This is a genomic window from Mycolicibacterium baixiangningiae (assembly GCF_016313185.1).
GTDB classification, from domain to species: domain Bacteria; phylum Actinomycetota; class Actinomycetes; order Mycobacteriales; family Mycobacteriaceae; genus Mycobacterium; species Mycobacterium baixiangningiae.
The window spans coordinates 2,422,628-2,442,998 of sequence record NZ_CP066218.1; the positions used below are offsets into that span (position 1 = coordinate 2,422,628).

At 68.3% G+C, this 20,371-nt stretch carries 17 protein-coding genes, 1 other RNA gene and 1 pseudogene; 10 read left to right on the forward strand and 9 right to left on the reverse strand.

What is annotated here, in order from left to right; all coding sequences use genetic code 11:
• Positions 1 to 44 precede the first annotated feature (44 nt).
• Together I7X18_RS11335 and I7X18_RS11340 are read right to left on the reverse strand one after the other, a co-directional pair.
• A complete protein-coding gene (locus I7X18_RS11335) occupies positions 45 to 473 on the reverse strand; it encodes a VOC family protein (RefSeq protein ID WP_193047306.1) in 429 nt (142 codons plus the stop codon).
• A 10-nt stretch (positions 474 to 483) separates the two neighbouring features.
• Positions 484 to 806, reverse strand: a pseudogene (locus I7X18_RS11340) (AraC family transcriptional regulator).
• A 29-nt stretch (positions 807 to 835) separates the two neighbouring features.
• Between I7X18_RS11340 and rnpB the strand changes: the two are divergent.
• Positions 836 to 1,239: RNase P RNA component class A (rnpB, locus tag I7X18_RS11345), an RNA gene on the forward strand.
• 4 nt (positions 1,240 to 1,243) lie between these two features.
• Here rnpB and I7X18_RS11350 read toward each other — a convergent pair.
• Positions 1,244 to 2,761 carry a CYTH and CHAD domain-containing protein gene (locus I7X18_RS11350; RefSeq protein WP_193047307.1) on the reverse strand — a complete coding sequence of 506 codons (1,518 nt, stop codon included), beginning with the start codon at positions 2,759 to 2,761 and terminating at the stop codon, positions 1,244 to 1,246.
• An 88-nt stretch (positions 2,762 to 2,849) separates the two neighbouring features.
• Here I7X18_RS11350 and I7X18_RS11355 point away from each other — a divergent pair, with 88 nt between their 5' ends.
• A complete protein-coding gene (locus I7X18_RS11355) occupies positions 2,850 to 3,629 on the forward strand; it encodes an enoyl-CoA hydratase/isomerase family protein (protein ID WP_193047308.1) in 780 nt (259 codons plus the stop codon).
• 9 nt (positions 3,630 to 3,638) lie between these two features.
• On the opposite strand, the gene panB is transcribed toward I7X18_RS11355, so the two are convergent.
• Positions 3,639 to 4,487: a 3-methyl-2-oxobutanoate hydroxymethyltransferase gene (gene panB / locus I7X18_RS11360; RefSeq protein ID WP_193047309.1), complete on the reverse strand. Its 849-nt coding sequence runs from the start codon at positions 4,485 to 4,487 to the stop codon at positions 3,639 to 3,641.
• Between the two features lie 155 nt (positions 4,488 to 4,642).
• On the opposite strand from panB, the gene I7X18_RS11365 reads away from it, so the two are divergent.
• The 7 genes from I7X18_RS11365 (at position 4,643) to I7X18_RS11395 (ending at position 15,109) form a co-directional block, all read left to right on the forward strand.
• Complete coding sequence (locus tag I7X18_RS11365) at positions 4,643 to 6,034, forward strand: WS/DGAT/MGAT family O-acyltransferase (protein WP_193047310.1); 1,392 nt, start codon at positions 4,643 to 4,645, stop codon at positions 6,032 to 6,034.
• 46 nt (positions 6,035 to 6,080) lie between these two features.
• Entirely contained in the window at positions 6,081 to 7,598 is a 1,518-nt protein-coding gene (locus tag I7X18_RS11370; RefSeq protein ID WP_193047311.1) for an alpha/beta hydrolase, read from the forward strand.
• 82 nt (positions 7,599 to 7,680) lie between these two features.
• The gene (locus tag I7X18_RS11375) at positions 7,681 to 9,228 is read left to right on the forward strand and encodes an alpha/beta hydrolase (protein WP_193047594.1); all 1,548 of its coding nucleotides are present in this window, start codon (positions 7,681 to 7,683) and stop codon (positions 9,226 to 9,228) included.
• Between the two features lie 52 nt (positions 9,229 to 9,280).
• Positions 9,281 to 10,621 (forward strand): glutamine synthetase family protein, encoded by a 1,341-nt coding sequence (locus tag I7X18_RS11380; RefSeq protein ID WP_193047312.1) that lies wholly within the window; start codon positions 9,281 to 9,283, stop codon positions 10,619 to 10,621.
• Positions 10,622 to 10,645: 24 nt separating this feature from the next.
• Entirely contained in the window at positions 10,646 to 13,609 is a 2,964-nt protein-coding gene (locus I7X18_RS11385) for a bifunctional [glutamine synthetase] adenylyltransferase/[glutamine synthetase]-adenylyl-L-tyrosine phosphorylase (RefSeq protein WP_193047313.1), read from the forward strand.
• The gene (locus I7X18_RS11390; protein ID WP_232375459.1) at positions 13,602 to 14,252 is read left to right on the forward strand and encodes a PaaI family thioesterase; all 651 of its coding nucleotides are present in this window, start codon (positions 13,602 to 13,604) and stop codon (positions 14,250 to 14,252) included. Before I7X18_RS11385 ends, I7X18_RS11390 begins: the two co-directional genes overlap by 8 nt.
• Entirely contained in the window at positions 14,249 to 15,109 is an 861-nt protein-coding gene (locus I7X18_RS11395; RefSeq protein ID WP_193047314.1) for a TIGR03619 family F420-dependent LLM class oxidoreductase, read from the forward strand. The genes I7X18_RS11390 and I7X18_RS11395 overlap by 4 nt, the downstream gene beginning before the upstream one ends.
• Here I7X18_RS11395 and I7X18_RS11400 read toward each other — a convergent pair.
• Genes I7X18_RS11400 through I7X18_RS11415 form a run of 4 tightly spaced genes read right to left on the reverse strand, consistent with a single transcriptional unit; the run spans position 15,103 to position 17,721 of the window.
• A complete protein-coding gene (locus I7X18_RS11400; protein ID WP_193047315.1) occupies positions 15,103 to 15,645 on the reverse strand; it encodes a DoxX family protein in 543 nt (180 codons plus the stop codon). The two genes, I7X18_RS11395 and I7X18_RS11400, sit on opposite strands and share 7 nt — an antisense overlap.
• A 32-nt stretch (positions 15,646 to 15,677) precedes the next feature.
• A complete protein-coding gene (gene dtd, locus I7X18_RS11405) occupies positions 15,678 to 16,109 on the reverse strand; it encodes a D-aminoacyl-tRNA deacylase (RefSeq protein WP_193047316.1) in 432 nt (143 codons plus the stop codon).
• A 44-nt stretch (positions 16,110 to 16,153) separates the two neighbouring features.
• Complete coding sequence (locus I7X18_RS11410; RefSeq protein ID WP_193047596.1) at positions 16,154 to 16,903, reverse strand: SDR family NAD(P)-dependent oxidoreductase; 750 nt, start codon at positions 16,901 to 16,903, stop codon at positions 16,154 to 16,156.
• A gap of 2 nt (positions 16,904 to 16,905) precedes the next feature.
• A complete protein-coding gene (locus I7X18_RS11415) occupies positions 16,906 to 17,721 on the reverse strand; it encodes an LLM class F420-dependent oxidoreductase (protein WP_193047317.1) in 816 nt (271 codons plus the stop codon).
• 143 nt (positions 17,722 to 17,864) lie between these two features.
• Between I7X18_RS11415 and I7X18_RS11420 the strand changes: the two genes are divergently transcribed.
• Positions 17,865 to 18,773, forward strand: coding sequence for a LysR family transcriptional regulator (locus I7X18_RS11420; protein WP_193047318.1), 909 nt, complete (start codon positions 17,865 to 17,867; stop codon positions 18,771 to 18,773).
• Between the two features lie 67 nt (positions 18,774 to 18,840).
• Here the strand turns inward: I7X18_RS11420 and glnA are convergent, their stop codons facing one another.
• Positions 18,841 to 20,277, reverse strand: coding sequence for a type I glutamate--ammonia ligase (gene glnA / locus I7X18_RS11425; RefSeq protein WP_193047319.1), 1,437 nt, complete (start codon positions 20,275 to 20,277; stop codon positions 18,841 to 18,843).
• Between the last annotated feature and the right edge of the window lie 94 nt (positions 20,278 to 20,371).

Below are 20,371 nucleotides of genomic sequence, written 5' to 3' on the forward strand. Positions count from 1 at the left end.
TCGTGGAGGCAGCGGATCAACGACCCTCACGTCGATCTCGACGCTTATCCGGCAGGCACCTCTGCCAGCTGCGTCACGCGCACGCTGTTACCCGAGGGATCGCGGAATCCGGAGTCGATACCGTACGGCATCTCATGCGGCGCCTCGGTGAATTCCACTCCGCGCGCGGACAATTCCTCGTAACTGCCCCGGCAGTCCTCCGTGGTGAGGAAAACCGTGCCGGCGAAACCCTTCGCGGTCAGATCGAGCACCTGCCTGCGGGTGGCGTCGTCCATCATGGGCGGGCCCGGAACGGCCATGAGGACGATCGAGACGTCGTCCTGGCCGGGCGGGCCGACGGTCAGCCACCGGAAGACACCGTCGACGTCGGGAAGCGAAACATCCTGACGCACTTCCATTCCGACCTTCGAGGTCCAGAATTCGAGCGCGACTTGCTGGTCGTGAACCCACAGATGGGCACTGGCGATTCTCATAGGAGCGACGCTACGACCGGACAGGTGGCGCCGTCTTCTCCCTGTGTGCTGTCTTCACCCGGCTGTCGGCGGGTGGGCGGGTGTCACGCATGAGGATGCACGTCGGCACGCGGGCGTGAAGAGCCGCCGGCGGCAGGCTGGCCCGGTAGGCCGCCGACTCTGCAGATACTCGCGCGGCGACTCCCCGAAGGTGCGGGTGAACATGCGGCTGAAATGCGCCCGCGACAAGCCCGCAGCGGACGCCAGGTCGTCGACGGTGATCGGATCCGCGTAGCGGGCGTCCACGAGGTCGCGCGCCCGCTGCAGATATCGGGCCGGCGGCACCTGCGGCATGAGTATGAGGGTACGGTGATCTGCGCGGACGAGTTGGCCGGGCGGCCGCGGGCCGGAAACGGCTCGAGGAAAGTCCGGACTTCACAGAGCAGGGTGATTGCTAACGGCAATCCGAGGTGACTCGCGGGAAAGTGCCACAGAAAACAGACCGCCACCGCTGGGCCTCCGGGCACTGCGGCGGTAAGGGTGAAACGGTGCGGTAAGAGCGCACCAGCACCCCGGGTGACCGGGGTGGCTAGGCAAACCCCACCCGAAGCAAGGCCAAGTAGGCCGCACCCGGTGCGGCTGCGCAGGCGCCTGAGGGCTGCTCGCCCGAGCCTGCGGGTAGGCCGCTCGAGGCACCCGGCAACGGAGTGCCCAGATGGATGGTCGCCGCCGCGTCGTCAGCAATGACGGCGGGGAACAGAATCCGGCTTAGAGGCCAGCTCGTCCGCCCATCACGTGCCCTTCGTCCCGGCCTTGCGCACCGACTTGTCGAGGTTGCGCAGTGCGTCGTCCAACTGCTCACGCGCCCGGTCGGCGACCTCGGTCTCCAGCTGGTACAGCAGCCCGTAGGTGAACGTGTCCTCACCTGCGGCATGGGCGACGTCGGACTGCTGGGTCAGATGCGTGCGGCTGACCACGCTGTCCTGATGGTCGCCGAGCAGCGACTGGATCGTCTTCGCCCGCTCCGATACCTTGCCCGCCCCGGTGGCCGCCGCTGTGTAACGAAGGCGCTTGGCGCCCTTGCGGATTCGGTGCAGCGCCTCGTCGTGTTCGATGTCCTCGGCCGCCGCCGCCGCCCGTTTGGCTGCCTTGCGGACCCGCTTGTAGGCGGAGTCGATCGTGGTCGGCGCCGGTTCCTTGCCCTTCTGTGCGGCCGGCGGTTCGGCGGCCACCAGACCTTCGAGCGCATCGAGCAGGCGGAAGTACCGCTGCGAGCGCATCGCGATCAGCGACCGGCGCAACCCGGATTCATACCGCCGCTCGGCGCCGTCGACCAGCCGTGCGCGCACCGGCCCGCGCACCAGTTCCGGCGGCAGTGCGCCGAGCGCCTGCTCGTACCGTTCGGCCAGCACCTCGGCGTCGCGGGCCACCCCGAGCACCGCGGCGAGCTGCCGCAACTCGTCGAGCACCCAGGCGTCGTCGGAGATGCCGAACACGTCCTCGGCGGACTGCAACAGGCTGCGGATCTTGCGTGTGGTCACCCGCATCTGGTGCACCGAGTCGTAGACGTCGGCTCGCACCGCGCGGTCCCACGTCACCAACTCCTCGACCTGTTCGGCGACGGCGCGGTGCACCGGATCCTCCGCGCGGGTCTTCACCTCGTGGTCGGTCTGCCCGGTGTCGAGCACCCTGCCGAGCTTCGATCCGTGTCCGGCGGGTGACGCCCCGGCGTCCAGCACCCGGTTCGTCAGCCGGTCGAGCAACGCGGCGTCACCCGCGCCGACGAGTTCCAGTTCCCACTCCCGCCAGCGCTGCTCTGCGCCGCCCTCCGCGGACGCCGTCACCTCGTCATCGCAGAATTCGGCCACCGCCTCACCGTCGGGCCCGAACAGCATGTCGACGGTGCGGTGCGTACTGATCCGGGCGACGGGCGCCAGCGGGCGGTCGCGGACGATCGCCAGCACGACATCGCGCAGTTCGTCGGGCACGTCATCTCTGTCGGGGTCGCCCCCGAGTGGGACCCGCACTTCGGTGCGCGTATCGGCACCGGCGGGGAGTTTGAGATGCCAGCCGGCATCGGTCCCGCCGGTGCGGCGCCGCAACGTGATCCGGTGCGCGGCGAGGTCGCGCCCAGGGGTGTCGAAGTAGATCGCGTCGAGGTGCTGGACCGGCAACCGTTCCACGCGTGTGACCGCATTGAGCCCGTCGAAGGACGGCGACACGGTCGACTCGACGCCGTTGGATTCCGTGACCTCGAACTTCCGCTCCACCTCGGTGTGCCGAGAGGTCTTGGGCGTCTTACGTGCCATGTTCACCTTCGCTGATCCTGGAGGGAAAACACAGCCTGCCACACCGAGGTGAACGCGTTCGGGCGATGCGGATCGCTACAGTCCCCCTGTGAGCGATTACCAGGCAGTCACGTTCGAGCAGTCCGGTCCGGTGGCCAGGATCCTGTTGAACCGCCCGGAGGCGGCGAATGGGATGAACGACACCATGACCGCAGAACTCGCCGACGTCGCCGCACGCTGTGACACCCCGGCGACCAAGGCCGTGGTGCTCACCGGATCCGGTCGATTCTTCTGTGCCGGCGGCGATCTCAAATCGTTCGCGGCCGCACCGTCGCGGGGCCGGTTCATCAAGGGCGTCGCCGACGACCTGCACCGGGCGATCTCGACGTTCGCCCGGATGGACGCTGTACTGGTCACCGCCGTCAACGGCGCCGCGGCGGGTGCCGGATTCAGCCTCGCGGTGGCCGGAGACCTGGTGCTCGCCGCCGAGTCGGCGTCGTTCACGATGGCCTACACCAAGGTCGGGCTGAGCCCGGACGGCAGTTCGTCCTATCACCTACCGCGACTGGTCGGGATGCGTCGCGCACAGGAACTCATGCTGACCAACCGGACCCTGTCGGCCGCGCAGGCCCAGGAGTGGGGCCTGGTGACCGACGTTGTGCCCGACGCCGAACTCGGCGACCGCGCGACCGCACTGGCCGAGCAGTTGGCGGGCGGGTCGGCGCCGTCGCACGGTGCGGTGAAGACGCTGCTTCTCGCCTCGCTCAAGAACAGCCTCGAAGAGCAAATGGAACTCGAGGGCCGACTGATCGCGCAGCGCGCCGACTCCGCCGACGGACACGAAGGTGTCGACGCATTCCTGGGCAAGCGCAGGCCGGACTTCGCGTAAAAGGGGGGCCTAGAAGCTGTGCTCTTCGGCGGGGAAGGCCCCGGCCGCCACCTCGTCGGCGTATTGCGTTGCCGCGCGGCGCAACTCGGCGCCCACATCGCCGAAGCGCTTCACGAACTTCGCGGTCTTGCCCGAGGTGAGTCCGGCCATGTCCTGCCAGACCAGCACCTGCGCATCGCAGTTGGGCCCGGCCCCGATGCCGACGGTCGGAATGGTCAGCTTGCCGGTGATCTGGGTGGCCAGTTCGGCCGGCACCATCTCCATCACCACCGAGAACGCACCGGCCTCCTGGACAGCGATCGCGTCGGCGATGGTCTGGTCGGCGGCGTCGCCACGGCCCTGGACCTTGAAGCCGCCGAGGCCGTTGACGCTCTGCGGGGTGAAACCGATGTGCGCCATGACCGGAATGCCCGCCGCGGTCAGAACCGCGATCTGCTCGGCGACGCGTTCGCCGCCCTCGAGTTTGACCGCATGCGCCCCCGTCTCCTTGAGGAAGCGGGTGGCTGTCGCAAGAGCCTGTGCCGGGCCCGATTCGTAACTGCCGAACGGCAGGTCGGCCACGACCAGTGCGTGCGGTGCGCCGCGCACCACGCCGCGCACGAGCGGGATGAGTTCGTCGATCGTGATCGGCACCGTGGTGTCGTAGCCGTAGACCACGTTGGCCGCGGAGTCGCCGACGAGTAGCACCGGGATGCCGGCGTCGTCGAATGCGCGGGCGGTCGAGAAGTCGTAGGCGGTGAGCATGGCCCACTTGTGGCCTTCGGCCTTCCACTTCTGCAGGTGGGTGGTGCGAACCTTGATGCGCGGCTTGGCGGTGGACTGATCACACGCAGCGCCGTAGACAGTCTGCTCAGACATCGTTGTCCCTTGCGATGGTCGGGTCGATCCTCGTGGCCCATCCGGGTCCCCGGGTTCGTCTGACCCACCAAGTGTGCCACTCCGGCACACCGTGGTGAACACGGTGTTGAGTGGATTTCCTCACACCGGCGTCGTCGCCACTTACGCTGAGGCCCATGCAACGGCTCAGCGGGCTCGACGCCAGCTTCCTCTACCTCGAAACCGCTCAGCAGCTACTGCACGTGTGCTCGATCCTCGAGCTGGACACCTCCACGATGCCCGGCGGCTACACCTTCGGCAAACTTCGTGACGCGCTGTCCCGGCGGATCGAATCCATGCCGCAGTTCCGGGAAAAGCTGGCCGACAGCCGGTTCAACCCGGACCATCCGGTGTGGGTGGAGGACAAGGACTTCGACGTCGACCGGCATCTGCACCGGGCCGGGCTGCCCGCGCCCGGCGGCCGCGAGGAACTGGCGGACTTCATCGGCCACATCGCCTCGATGCCACTGGACCGGTCGCGCCCGCTGTGGGAGAAGTGGGTCATCGAGGGCATCGACGGTACCGACGCCCGCGACGGGGGACCGCTCGTGGTGGTGACCAAGGTGCACCACGCCGCGGTCGACGGCGTCACCGGAGCCAGCCTGATGTCGCAGTTGTGCAGCACCGAACCCGACGCACCCGACCCCGAACCGGTCGCCGGTGTCGGCGGCGGCAGCCAGGTGGAGATCGTCGTCAACGGCGCGATCAAGTTCGCCACCCGGCCGCTCAAACTGGTCAACGCGGTGCCGGCGACGGTGACCACGGTGCTCGACACCGTCAAGCGCGCGCGGGCCGGACTGTCGATGGCCGCGCCGTTCGCGGCGCCGCAGACCGTGTTCAACGCCAACGTCACCAGCCACCGCAACATCGCGTTCGCCCAACTCGACCTGGACGACGTCAAGACGGTCAAGAACCACTTCGGCGTCAAGCTCAACGACGTGGTCATGGCGCTGGTGTCGGGGGTGCTCCGGAAGTTCTTGGCCGACCGCGGCGAGCTGCCGGACAGCACGCTGATCGCGGCGGTACCGGTGTCGGTGCACGATCAGTCCGACCGACCCGGCCGCAATCAGGTGTCGGCGATGTTCTCCCGCCTCGAGACCCACATCGAGGATCCGGTCGAACGGATCAAGGCCATCTCCGAGGCCAACTCCGTTGCCAAACAACACAATACGGCGATCGGCGCGACCCTGCTCCAGGACTGGACGCAGTTCGCCGCGCCCGCGGTGTTCGGCACCGCGATGCGGGTGTATGCGGCCAGCCGGCTCTCCGGCGCCCGCCCGGTGCTCAACCTGGTGGTCTCCAACGTGCCCGGTCCCCAGGTGCCGCTGTACTACCTCGGTAGCGAGGTCAAGGCGATGTACCCGATCGGGCCGATCTTCCACGGCTCGGGACTCAACATCACGGTGATGTCGCTCAACGGCAAACTCGACGTCGGAATCGTCTCCTGTCCCGAACTGCTGCCCGACCTGTGGGACCTCGCCGACGACTTCGGTCACGCGCTCGAGGAGCTGCTCAGCGCGACCCGATAGCCGCGCCCGCCAGGGCCGGTGCCGGTCCATGGCAGCATGTGGTGCCATGAGGCTTCGGATCGGGGTCGCGGCGACCGTTATCGCACTGCCGCTCGTCGCAGGTTGTAGCAACCTGGTCGACGGTCGCGCGATGATCGCGGTGCCGCGTCCGGGAACTCCGATCCAATGGGCGCCGTGCCAGGCCGGCGCGCCCTCGGACGAATCACGCATCCCGGCCGGTGCGGAGTGCGGTCTGCTGTCGGTGCCCGTCGATTACGCGAAGCCCGACGGCGACGTCGCCCGCCTCGCGATGATCCGGTTCAGGGCCACCGGCGACAAGATCGGCTCGATGGTGATCAACCCCGGCGGCCCGGGGGAGTCCGGAGTCGAGGCGGCCGCGTCGATGGTCTCGACCGTGCCGCAGTCGGTCCGGGAACGGTTCGACGTCGTCGGATTCGACCCGCGCGGTGTGGCCTCGTCGACTCCGGCGGTCTGGTGCAACTCCGACGCCGACAACGACCGACTGCGCGCCGACCCCCAGGTCGATTACACGCCGGAGGGCGTCGAGCACATCGAGAGCGAGACCAAGGCGTTCATCGAGCGCTGTGTCGACAAGTCCGGCGAGGACTTCCTCGCCAACATCGGCACCGTCAACGTCGCCAAGGACCTCGACGCCATCCGGGCCGCGCTCGGGGACGAGAAGCTGACCTACCTCGGCTACTCGTACGGCACCCGTATCGGCGCCGCCTACGCCGAGAACTTCCCGCAGAACGTGCGCGCGATGATCCTCGACGGCGCCGTCGACCCCAACGCCGATCCGCTGCAGGCCGACATCCGTCAGGCCGCCGCCTTCCAGACCGCGTTCAACGACTACGCCGCCGACTGCGCCAAGCAGCCGGACTGCCCGCTGGGCACCGATCCGGCGAAGGCCGTCGAGGTCTACAAGAGCCTGGTCGACCCGCTCGTCGAGAAACCGGCGGAGACCGACGACCCCCGCGGGCTGAGCTACAGCGACGCCGTCGTCGGCACCATCCAGACGCTGTACTCACCCAACCTGTGGCGCTACCTCACCCAGGGCCTGACCGAACTCGAAGCCGGCCGCGGCGACACCATGCTGGCGTTGGCCGACCTCTACATGCGCCGAGATGCCCAGGGCCACTACAACAATTCGACAGACGCCCGCGTGGCGGTCAACTGTGTGGACCGGCCGCCAGTGACCGATCGCGACAAGATCGTCGACCAGGACCGCAAACTGCGCGAGGCCGCGCCGTTCATGAGCTACGGCGAGTTCACCGGTCACGCCCCGCTCAGCACGTGTGCCTTCTGGCCGGTCCCGCCGACCAGCAAGCCGCACGAGATCAAGGTCGGTGGACTGCCCCCGATTCTGGTCGTGTCCACCACCAACGACCCGGCCACGCCGTACCAGGCCGGCGTCGACCTCGCCCGTCAGCTCGGCGGCACCATGCTCACCTACGAGGGCACCCAGCACACCGTGGTGTTCCAGGGCAACGCCTGCGTCGACGACATCGCCGCCCGGTACCTGATCGACCTCGTCGTCCCACCGCCGGACACCCGGTGCCGCTGACGATCACGCCGGCTCGACCCGTGATCACAGCCCGGTCACCGTTTGCCTGCGGGCAGCGACTCACCCTGTGACCCGTGCGACCATGATCGCCATGTGGCGGGTAGGGCGGCGGTCGGTGCTGGCTGTGTTGGCACTTGTCGTGGTCTCAGGAGGCGCGGTCTCCGGCGGTGCCGCGGGCCCGGCGTCGGCCACCCCTGAGGGGGACGCCACTCAGCGCTACGGGCAGCCGCCGGTGTGGGCCGGCTGCGAGCAGGTCGTCACCGATCCGGGGCGAATCCCCACCGCCCAGTGCGGAACCGTGTCGGTCCCGGTGAACTACGACCAGCCTGGCGGCGCCCAGGCACAGCTCGCCGTCATCCGGGTACCGGCCACCGGCGACCGCATCGGGGCGCTCATGGTCAACCCGGGCGGGCCCGGCGCCTCCGCGGTCGACACCGTCGCCGGGATGGGCGCCGCGCTGGCCGGCACCGAGATCGGAAGGCGCTTCGACCTGGTGGGCTTCGACCCGCGCGGCGTCGGGCATTCCACCCCGCAACTGCGCTGCCGCACCGACGCCGAGTTCGACGCCTACCGACGCGAACCGATGGTCGACTACAGCCCCGCGGGCGTCGCGCACATAGAGGGGCTCTACCGCGGGCTCGCCCAGCAGTGCCTCGACCGGATGGGCGCCGACTTCCTGGCCAACGTGGGTACCGCGTCCGCGGTGCGCGATATGGACATCGTGCGCGCGGCGCTGGGGGAGAACCAGCTGAACTACCTCGGGTTCTCGTACGGCACCGAGTTGGGTGCGGCCTACGCCGAGCGTTATCCCGACCGCGTACGTGCAATGGTGCTCGACGGCGCCGTCGACCCCAGCTTGGACCCGATCACCGAATCGATCGCCCAACAGACCGGGTTCCAGCGGGCCTTCGACACCTACGCGGCGGACTGCGCCAAAGCGGCGGGCTGCCCGCTGGGGGCCGACCCCGCCCAGTTCGTCGCCCGCTACCACCAGCTTGTCGACCCGCTGGTGGCCCGGCCCGCCGTCACGTCCGATCCGCGCGGACTGAGCTATCAGGACGCGATCACCGGTACGGGAAATGCGCTGTACAGCCCGCGGTTCTGGCCTTACCTGACAAGCGGACTGCTCGGCCTCGCCCGCGGCACGGACCCCGGTGATCTGCTGACGCTGGCCGACGAGTACCAGCGCCGCGACGCAGGTGGCCACTACAGCAACCGCCAGGACGCGTTCACCGCGATCCGCTGCGTCGATGCGCCCGCGCCGACCGATCCCGCGGTGTGGGTGCAGGCCGATCAGCGCTCACGGGCGGCGGCGCCGTTCCTGTCCTACGGCCAGTTCACCGGCTACGCGCCGCGCGACGTGTGCGCGCTGTGGCCGGTGCCCGCGACGTCGGCGCCGCACCCCGCGACGAACCCCGGCCCCGGCAAGGTCGTGGTGGTGTCCACCACCGGCGATCCGGCCACACCGTACGAGGCCGGGGTGGAGCTGGCCCGGCAGATGGGTGCGGCGTTGATCACGTTCGAGGGCAAGCAGCACACCGTCGTGTTCAACGGCGACGCCTGCGTGGACACGGCCGTGGTGCGGTACCTGGTCGACGGCGTCCTGCCGCCCAGCGGATTGCGGTGCTAGTTCTAGCAGCGACGTAACACGGAATTAACAGCCGGAACCTACGCTCGCGGTCATGGATCGCCAGAAGGAATTCGTGCTGCGCACGCTGGAGGAACGCGACATCCGCTTCGTCCGGCTGTGGTTCACGGATGTCCTCGGTTACCTCAAGTCCGTGGCCATCGCGCCCGCTGAACTCGAGGGCGCCTTCGAAGAGGGGATCGGCTTCGACGGATCGTCGATCGAGGGCTTCGCTCGCGTCTCGGAAGCCGATATGGTCGCCCGCCCCGATCCGTCCACCTTCCAGGTGCTGCCGTGGGCCGACGGCTCGGGTAAGCACCATTCGGCCCGGATGTTCTGCGACATCACGATGCCCGACGGTTCGCCGTCGTGGGCGGATTCGCGCCACGTGCTGCGCCGCCAGCTGGCCAAGGCCAGCGATCTTGGGTTCTCCTGCTACGTCCACCCCGAGATCGAGTTCTTCCTCCTCAAGCCCGGCGCGGACGACGGCACCCCGCCCATCCCCGCCGACAATGGCGGATATTTCGACCAGGCCGTGCACGATTCGGCGCCGAACTTCCGCCGACACGCCATCGACGCGCTGGAACAGATGGGCATCTCGGTGGAGTTCAGCCACCACGAAGGCGCCCCCGGCCAGCAGGAGATCGACCTGCGCTACGCCGACGCGCTGTCGATGGCCGACAACGTGATGACGTTCCGCTACGTCGTCAAGGAGGTCGCGCTCGGTGACGGTGTGCGGGCCTCGTTCATGCCCAAGCCGTTCGCCGAGCACCCCGGTTCGGCCATGCACACCCACATGAGCCTCTTCGAGGGCGACACCAACGCCTTCCACAGCCCCGAGGACCCGCTGCAGCTCTCCGACGTCGCCAAGTCGTTCATCGCCGGCATCCTCGAACACGCCCAGGAGATCAGCGCCGTCACCAATCAGTGGGTGAACTCCTACAAGCGCCTGGTGCACGGCGGAGAGGCGCCGACCGCGGCGTCCTGGGGTGCGGCAAACCGTTCGGCGTTGGTGCGGGTGCCGATGTACACGCCGCGCAAGGCGTCGTCGCGCCGCGTCGAGGTGCGTAGTCCCGATTCGGCATGCAATCCGTACCTGACGTTCGCGGTGCTGCTGGCCGCCGGACTGCGCGGTGTCGAGAAGGGTTACGTGCTTGCGCCGCAGGCCGAGGACAACGTGTGGAGCCTGACGCCCGAGGAGCGTCGCGCGATGGGCTACAAGGAGCTCCCGGGCAGCCTGGGCGCCGCGCTGTCGGAGATGGAGAACTCCGAGCTCGTCGCCGAAGCGCTGGGGGAGCACGTCTTCGACTACTTCCTGCGCAACAAGCGCGCCGAGTGGGAGACCTACCGCAGCCACGTCACGCCGTACGAGCTGCAGGCCTACCTGTCCCTGTAGAGCGGGGGTTGTAACGTCAGCAGCGTGGCCAAACCTTCGACCGAACGCTCCAAGCTGCCCAGTGTCGGGCGCCTCGGGCTGGTGGAGGAGCAGGCCCCCGCACACCTCGACCGGCTGGGCTGGACCACCGAACGCCACGTCGAACTGCTGTGGTCGCTGTCGCGCGCACCGGACGCCGACAGCGCGCTGCACACGATGGTGCGACTCGCCGACGCACTCGGCGACGACTGGGACGAACTCAACCAGGCATTGCTGACCGACAAGCCCTTGCGCGGACGGCTGTTCGCGGTCCTGGGCTCGTCGCTGGCGCTCGGCGACCACCTCGTCGCGCACCCCGACACGTGGCGGCTGCTCGCGGGCAAGGTCGAGCTGCCGACTGCCGAGGCGCTGCGCGACGATTTCACCGGGTTGGCCGAATCCGCCTCCGACGCAGCGACGGCCATGCTCCCGATGCGCACCCTGTACCGCGACCGGCTGCTGGTGCTGGCCGCACTCGACACCGCGCCCACGGTGGAGAACGAACCGGTGCTGCCGTTCCCGACGGTCGGCCAGCACCTGTCGGACCTGGCCGACGCCGCACTCGCCGGCGCGCTCGAGGTGGCGATGCGCTCGGTGTGCGGTGACGGCGACAGACCGCGCCTCGCCGTCATCGCGATGGGCAAATGCGGTGCGCGCGAATTGAATTACGTCAGCGACGTCGACGTCATCTTCGTCGCGGACCCGGCCGACGCGACCACCACCCGGGTGGCGGGGGAGATGATGCGGTTCGCCGCCGACGCGTTCTTCGAAGTCGATGCGGCGCTGCGCCCGGAGGGTAAGCACGGCCAGCTGGTCCGCACGCTCGAATCGCACGTCGCGTACTACCAGCGCTGGGCCAAGACGTGGGAGTTCCAGGCCCTGATGAAGGCGCGGCCCGCGGCCGGCGACGCCGACCTGGGCCGCGAGTACATCGACGCGCTCACGCCGATGGTGTGGATCGCTTGTGAGCGTGAGGATTTCGTCCCCGAGGTGCAGGCGATGCGGCGTCGGGTGGAGGAACTGGTGCCCGCGGGGGTGCGGGCACGGGAGCTCAAGCTCGGCACCGGCGGCCTGCGCGACGTCGAGTTCGCCGTCCAGTTGTTACAGCTCGTGCACGGCCGCAACGACGAGTCGCTGCACGTGGCGTCGACCGTCGACGCGCTGGCCGCGCTCGGCGGGGGCGGTTACGTCGGCCGCGACGACGCCGCCAACCTGACCGCCTCCTACGAGTTCCTGAGGCTGCTCGAGCACCGGTTGCAGCTTCAGCGGCTCAAGCGGACCCACATGCTGCCCGAGGCCGACGACGACGAGGCGCTGCGCTGGCTCGCCCGCGCCGCACACGTGCGGCCCGACGGGCAGCGCGACGCGCTCGGAGTGCTGCGCGAGGAACTCAAGCGCCAGAGCCTGCGGGTGTCGCGGCTTCACGCCAAGCTCTTCTACCAGCCGCTGCTGGAATCGGTGGGGCAGCCGGCGCTGGGCATCGAACCGGGGATGAGCACCGCCGCGGCCGAACGTCAGCTCGCCGCACTGGGTTACGAGGGTCCGCAGAGCGCGCTCACGCACCTGGCCGCGTTGACCAGTGAGGGCGGACGGCGTGGCCGGGTCCAGCGGGTGCTCCTGCCGACGCTGCTGGACTGGCTCTCCGACACCCCTGACCCCGACGCCGGTCTGCTGGCCTACCGCCGCATCAGCGAGGCGCTGGCCGAACAGCGGTGGTATCTGGGCACCCTGCGCGACGAGGGTGCGGTCGCCAAGCGGTTGATGCGGGTGCTCGGCACCTCGGCCTATGTGCCGGAGCTGTTGATGCGCGCGCCCGAGGTCATCCAGCTCTACGCCGACGGCCCCAACGGTCCGAAGCTGCTCGACACCGAACCCGAGGCGATGGCACGGGGTTTGGTGGCCTCGGCGGGCAGGCACGCCGATCCGGTGCGCGCCATCGCCGCGGCGCGCACGCTTCGGCGCCACGAACTCGCGCGCATCGCCTCGGCCGACCTGCTGGGCATGCTCCAGGTCACCGAGGTGTGCCGCGCGCTGACCGCGCTGTGGGTGGCGGTCCTGCAGGCCGCACTGGATGCGGTGATGCGCGCCAACGCCCCCGCGGGCGGCCCGCCGGCACGCATCGCGGTGATCGGTATGGGCCGTCTCGGTGGCAGTGAACTGGGATACGGCTCCGACGCCGACGTGATGTTCGTGTGCGAACCGTGCAGCGGTGCCGACGAGTCCGCCGCGGTGCGGTGGGCGACCAGCATCGCCGAGCAGGTGCGGTCGCTGCTGGGCACGCCCAGTGCCGACCCGCCGCTCGAAGTCGACACCGGGCTGCGGCCCGAGGGACGCAACGGCCCGCTCGTGCGCACGCTGGCGTCCTACGAGGCGTATTACACCCAGTGGGCACAGACCTGGGAGGTGCAGGCGCTGCTGCGCGCACACCGGGTGGCGGGGGATCTCGAACTGGGCGAGCGGTTCCTGCTGATGATCGACAAGACGCGCTACCCGGCGGGCGGGGTGTCGGCCGAAGCGGTGCAGGAGATCCGGCGGATCAAGGCGCGCATCGACGCCGAGCGGCTGCCCCGGGGCGCCGATCCGAACACCCACACCAAACTGGGCCGTGGCGGCCTGGCCGACATCGAGTGGACCGTGCAGTTGATGCAGCTGCGGTTCGCGCACAAGATACCGGCTCTGCACTGCACGTCGACCCTGGAGGCGCTCAACGCGATCGGTGCCGCGGAACTCATCGCCGAAGGCGACATCGACCTGCTGCGGCAGGCCTGGCTCACGGCCACGCGGGCCCGCAACGCGCTGGTGCTGGTGCGGGGCAAACCCACCGACCAGCTGCCGGGCCCGGGCCGGATGCTGAACGCCGTCGCGGTGGCCGCCGGCTGGGGCAACGACGACGGCGGGGAATTCCTCGACAACTACCTGCGGGTGACGCGGCGCGCGAAGGCCGTGGTGCGCAAGGTCTTCGGTGGCTGAGGCGCACCCCGGGGCCGAATGGCCCTTCGACGTGGTCAGCGGTGACGAGTACGCCCGACTGGCCGCGCTCTACGAACCGCTGACACAGGCGATCCGCGATCTCGTCGACGCCGGATTGCGCACCGGCGTCGACGACGCGACCATCGCCGCGGCCCGGGCGTCGGTCGAATCGGTCACGCAGACCCTGAACAGCAGGCAGCACGAACGCACCCGCACCCTGCGCCACGCCGACACCGGCCGTCCGCTGGCATGGGCGAATCCCGCTGTTGGCCTTCGGAATGCGATCGCGCCGCCGATGCGCATCGAGCGCACCGACGACGACCGGTGGGTCAGCGACTTCACCCTCGGCGCCGCCTACGAGGGACCGCCGAACCTGGTGCACGGCGGGATCTGCGCGCTGGTCCTCGACCACCTCCTCGGTGAGGCCGCCAGCGACGGGCTGACCAAACCGCTGTTCACCGGCACCATCACGCTGCGCTATCTACGCGGCACACCGCTCGGACCCCTGCACGCCGAGGCGTGGATCGACCGCGCCGACGGTGTCAAGACCTTCGCCCGCGGTGAGCTCAGCGACGCAGACGGCGTGACCGTCGAGGCCGAGGGGATCTTCATCAGGCCGGCGTGGGCGAGGGACGCCGGATGAAGTACTACGTCAGCCCGGCGTTCGTGGACACCAGCGAGATCGTCGACATCGCCCGTGCCGCAGACGAACTCGGGTATGACGGCCTCGGTGTCCCGGACCACGTGGTGAATTTGGAGTCTCTCGATACGCCTTACCCCTACACCCGCGACGGACAACGGCGGTGGCAGCCGTTCACCCACTGGCCCGACCCGTGGGTTCTCGTCGGCGCCCTGGCGCAGGTCACTTCGCGGCTGCGGTTCGTCACCACGGTGTACGTCCCGGCGATGCGGGACCCGTACTCGGCCGCCAAGGCCATCGGCACCGCGGCGTACCTGGCCGGCGGGCGCGTCGAACTCGGCATCGGTGTGGGGTGGTGCGAAGACGAATTCCGGCTGATGGGGCAGCGATTCGACCGCCGCGGCCGACGCACCGACGAGATGCTCGACCTGTTCCGGGCGTTGTGGCAGCCGGGTTGGACCGAGTTCGACGGCGAGTTCTACCCGACACCGCGCCTGGAGATGGAGCCCACGCCGCCGCACATCCCGATCTTCGTGGGCGGCCTCAGCGATATCGCACTGCGTCGCGCGGCGCGCAACGACGGCTGGATCGGTGACCTGATCACCACCGACCGGGCCATCGCCGTAGCGGCCCGGCTGCGCGAATTACGCGCTGCGGCGGGGTCTCACGACGACTTCACGATCCTCACCCCGCTGACCGACGCGCTGGTGCGCGCCGACTACGACCGCGCGGAAGCCGCGGGGATCACGCACATCCTGACCATGCCGTGGATGTTCTACACCGGCGCGGACGCGACGCTGGCGGAGAAGATCGACGGTATGAAGCGGTTCCGCAAGGATCTCCGGCTCGACGCTCAGTAGCGCGGCCGGCGGAACCGGCTGAGCAGGCCACCCCGGCGGACCGGCTGACCGGTCGCGTACCCGGCGGGTGCATTGGTTCCGGTCACGACGCGGTTGGGCGCGACGCCACCGCCTCCGCCGACGTGGGTGCGGCGGCGAGCGTCGGCCGACCAGACGCCGGCGCCCAGTCCGGCGATCGCCAGGAATGCGAAGCAGTACAGCAGCGCAGGCTCACCGCCGTTACCGCCCATGCCCTGGTCGTACGGCCAGAACCCGTTCGGCAGGTGCTTCCACAGGTAGGCCACGGCCATCTCGCCGGAGGCGATGAACGCCGCGATGCGGGTGAAAAGCCCGATGGTGATCAGGATGCCGAGGACGAACTCGATGAGACCGGCCCACCAGGACGGCCAGGTGCCGACCGGAACCGACTCGCCGAGTGGCCAGCCGAACAGCTTCATCGAGCCGTGCAGGGTGTATGCCAGCCCGAAGACGATGCGGAAGATGCTCAGAACGGGGGACGAGTAGTTCGCCAGCCGAGTGTCGAAATTGGTCGCCATGGGTTGACCCTACGCGCAGGCGCGCTGGATTTTCAGAGCTCCAACAGCACTGTTACCGGACCGTCGTTCACCAGTTCCACTTTCATATCCGCACCGAAGACTCCCGTGTGCACATCGGCGCCCTGTGCGGTCAGCGCCTCGCAGAGCGCGACGACGAGAGGCTCCGCGACGGGCCGGGGCGCGGCGGCGTTCCACGAGGGGCGGCGGCCCTTCGCGGTGTTGGCGTACAGCGTGAACTGGCTGACCACCAGGATCGGCGCCGCTTCGTCGGAGGCGGACCGCTCTCCGTCGAGAATGCGCAACTGCCAGAGCTTTTCGGCCATCTTCTGCGCGGTGTCGGTGTCGTCGGTGTGGGTGACGCCCACCAGAGCCAGCAGCCCCTGGTGCGCGGGCGCGATGGCGCCCACCACCTCACCGTCGACGGTCACGCTGGCCGAGGACACCCGCTGCACCAGGACACGCATGGATCCATTGTCAGGCTTCGGTGCCGGGTTTCGGCTGAAGCGGGCTATACCTGAGCCATACCGCCGTCGATGCAAAGTTCTGCACCTGTCATGAAACTGCTCTCGTCCGAGGCGAGAAACAGTGCCCCGTTGGCGATCTCCTCGGGAAGGCCGAGGCGGCCCATCGGGACGAGGGTGCTCATGTGGGCTCGGAGAGCCGCCGGGTCTTGGCCGAAATACCCGGCCTGTCCGTCGATGATAGGTGTGTCGATCGGTCCCGGACTCAGCACGTTGACCCGAATACCCCGGTCGCCGAACTCCGCTGCCCAGGTGCGCGCGTAGGAGCGCACGGCGGCCTTCGCCGCGCTGTAGGCCCCCGCCCCGGGATGTCCCGTGAAGGCCGTGACCGAGCCCAGCAGAATGATCGATCCGCCCGTTCGTAAAAGCGGCAGCGCCTTCTGGACGGTGAACAGGGTGCCGCGAGCATTGAGGTCGAAGGTGCGGTCGAAATGTTCCTCGGTCACGTCCCCGAAGTTCATCCGCTCAATGCTCCCAGCGTTGGCGACGACGACGTCGAGGTGCCCGCTCTCCTGACGGACCACATCGATGAGATGGTCGAGATCACCCGACACCGTGGCGTCTGCCGAGACGGCCGTGACCCGTCCCTCGATCGACGCCTTTGCGGCGTCGAGCGCCTCCTTACGTCGCCCCGTGATGTAGACGTGGGCGCCTTCGCGGCCGAATTTCTGGGCGATCGCCAGACCGAGGCCCGCGCTCCCGCCGGTGACGAGAGCTACCTTGTTCGCGAGACGCATGGTCATTGCTGCGCCCTGCGCCAGGCGAGCATCTCGGTGAGGACAGAAAAGTCGTAGCCCCCATCGGTCGGGTGGATCTCGGTTGTGAACGTCGTCGCTCCGGCGTCACGGAAGGCGTTGGCGCTGGCGGCGTTCTCCCAACCCACGGACCGCTCGATGTCGGCGCCGGCGCGGCCTGCGGCGACGGCGAGATCGTCCAGGCGCGCGCTGGCATCGTGGAACTTGTCGAGACCGATGTAGGTGTGCCAGATGTCAGCGTGTCGGGCGACCGCAGGTAGCGTGCGCTTGACGCCGGAGCCGCCGATCAGGATGGGAATCTTGCGAACCGGGGCGGGCTTGAGGACCGCAAGACGCGCTGCGATGCGGTCCAAACCGGCGTCGAGTAGATCGAAGCGCGTCTTCCAGGTGCCGAAGTCGTATCCGTATACGGTGTAATCCTTTTCGTACCAGCCAGCACCGAGGCCGAGGATCAGTCGGCCGCCGCTGATGTGATCGACTGTGCGGGCCATGTCGGCCAGCAGGTCGGGATTGCGATATCCGATCCCGCTGACCTGGAGCCCGATCTCGGCGCGGTGAGTGATTTCGCCCCACGTCGCCAGCGCCGTCCACCCCTCGAAGTTGTTCACGTCGGGTTGGATGTCGTCCAGCACCGGCATCCCGTCGACGATCTCGGTGAAGTGCGGACGATGGAAGTGGTCGTAGCCGAGGATCATGTCGGTGCCGAGGTCTTCAGCGCGCAAGACCGCGTTGCGCCAGCTCTGGTAGTCCGGTGTCCCACCGGGCCACAGTTGGACTCCGATGCGTAGTGGTCGACTCATGTGCTGTCCCGTCGTTTTGGTTGGTGCGGTTGATGATTGGGGCGGGCCCGGGTGTGCACCACGGTAGGACCGTCGCAACATAGGCGCAAATAGTGGCAACGTATGATGTGCATTGACGTTGCCTATCTCGACGGAGGAGTCGAATGAATCTGCGCCAATACGAATATGCGTTGGCCGTCGCCGACGAGGGCTCGATGACAGCGGCGGCAGAACGGCTGCGGGTCACTCAACCCTCTCTGTCACAGCAGATCGGCAGCTTGGAGAAGCACCTCGGGGTTCAGCTGTTCACCCGCACCCCGAGCGGGGTGACGGTGACGGTGGCCGGGCGGGCTTTCCTGGTCGAGGCGAAGATCGCGACGACTGCATCCAGGCGTGCCATCACCGCCGCCCGCGCCGCCGAGGGGGACCTGGCGGGCGAACTGATCATCGCCGTTCACATGGGCCTGGGAGCGCGTCAGCTGCCCCAGGCATTGGGACAGCTGCGTCAGCGCCACCCGAAGCTGCAGGTGACTCTCTACGAGGAGCCCGATCCCGCCGATATGGAACGACTGGCCCGTCAGGGAACCCTCGACATGGTTCTCGTCCACCGCGTGCCCACCGGGTGCACCTTCGACGTTCATCGGCTGGGCGAGGAAGCCTACGTCGCCGTCCTACCGAAGGGGCACCCGCTTCTCTCGGGTGGCGTCGCCCTGCGGCTGGATGATCTGGCGTCGGAGGGGTGGATCCGGTTCCGGCGAACCAGCCTGCTCGACGAGTACCTCGCCCGCGTGCTGGCCGACGCGGACCTCAGCCCCCACACGGTTGCCCGAGCGTCGCAGATCTCCACTGCGGTTCGGCTTGTCGCGCAGGGCTTGGGCGTCACGGTGGTCCCGGCCTCGGCCGTCCCCGAGGGCTTCGAGGAGCTGGCTTGCCCGCTACTGCCCACCCTGACCGAGCCCGTCCTCGTCGGGGTGCGGCGCAATCCGGGTTCGGCAGAGGCGGCGATGCTCGACCAGCTCAACCAGCAGAACTGGTGCGGCACAGGCCTTCTCTGTCGTCCTGCGACTGCATGAGCAAAGGGCCGGGTGGATTGCTCCACCCGGCCCTGTGACGCGTCGACTGCTTACACGTCGTCGCTATTTACACGTCGTAGTACAGCGAGAATTCGTACGGGTGAGGACGGATCTGGATCGGCATGATCTCGTTCTCCCGCTTGTAGGAGATCCACGTCTCGATCAGGTCCTCGGTGAACACGCCGCCCTCGGTGAGGTACTCGTGATCGTCCTCGAGCCTGTCGATCACCGCGGCCAGCGAAGTCGGGGCCTGCGGGATGCTGGCGGCCTCGTCCGGCGGCAGCTCGTAGAGGTCCTTGTCGACCGGCGCCTGCGGCTCGATCTTGCGCTTGATGCCGTCGATGCCTGCCATCAGCATCGCCGCGAACGCGAGGTACGGGTTGCCCGAGCTGTCCGGGCAGCGGAACTCGAGGCGCTTGGCCTTCGGGTTGTTGCCGGTGATCGGGATGCGGACGCACGCCGAGCGGTTGCGCTGGCTGTACACCAGGTTGATTGGCGCCTCGTAGCCCGGCACCAGACGCTTGTAGGAGTTCACCGTCGGGTTGGTGAACGCCAGCAGCGACGGCGCGTGGTGCAGGATGCCGCCGATGTAGTGGCGGGCGAGATCCGACAGGCCCGCGTAACCCGACTCGTCGTGGAACAGCGGCTGGCCGTCCTTCCACAGCGACTGGTGGGCGTGCATACCCGAACCGTTGTCACCGAACAGCGGCTTGGGCATGAACGTGACGGTCTTGCCGTTCTTCCATGCCGTGTTCTTGATGATGTACTTGAACAGCAGCACGTCATCAGCCGCGTGCAGCAGCGTGTTGAACTTGTAGTTGATCTCCGCCTGGCCCGCGGTGCCGACCTCGTGATGGCCGCGCTCGAGGACGAACCCGGCGTTCTGCAGGTTGGTCGCCATCTCGTCGCGCAGGTCGACGTAGTGGTCGTACGGCGCCACCGGGAAGTAGCCGCCCTTGGGGCGGACCTTGTAACCCAGGTTGGGGCTGCCGTCGGCCTCGAATGGCTCACCGGTGTTCCACCAGCCCGACTCGGAATCCACCTCGTAGGACGTGCCGTTGATCTTGGAGTCGAACGTCACCGAGTCGAAGATGTAGAACTCGGCCTCGGCGCCGAAGAAGCAGGTGTCGGCGATTCCGGTGCTGGTGAGGTAGTTCTCCGCCTTGCGCGCCACGTTGCGGGGGTCACGGGAGTAGGCCTCACGCGTGAACGGATCGTGCACGAAGAAGTTCATGTTGAGCGTCTTGGCGTGCCGGAACGGGTCGATGCGCGCCGTCGCGGGGTCGGGCAGCAACATCATGTCCGACTCGTGGATCGACTGGAAGCCGCGGACAGACGAGCCGTCGAACGCCAACCCGTCTTCGAAGACGCTCTCGTCGAACGCCGAGGCCGGGATCGAGAAGTGCTGGACGACACCCGGAAGATCGCAGAACCGGATGTCGACGTACTCGACCGATTCGTCCTTGATCTGCTTGATGATGTCGTCGGCCGTCTTATCTGCCACTTAGTTATCTCCTTTACTGGTAACCCGCGCGTTGACGCTAAGGACACGATGTTGCACGGTCGTCAACCACATGTTGCGCCCAAGTTACGGCGGA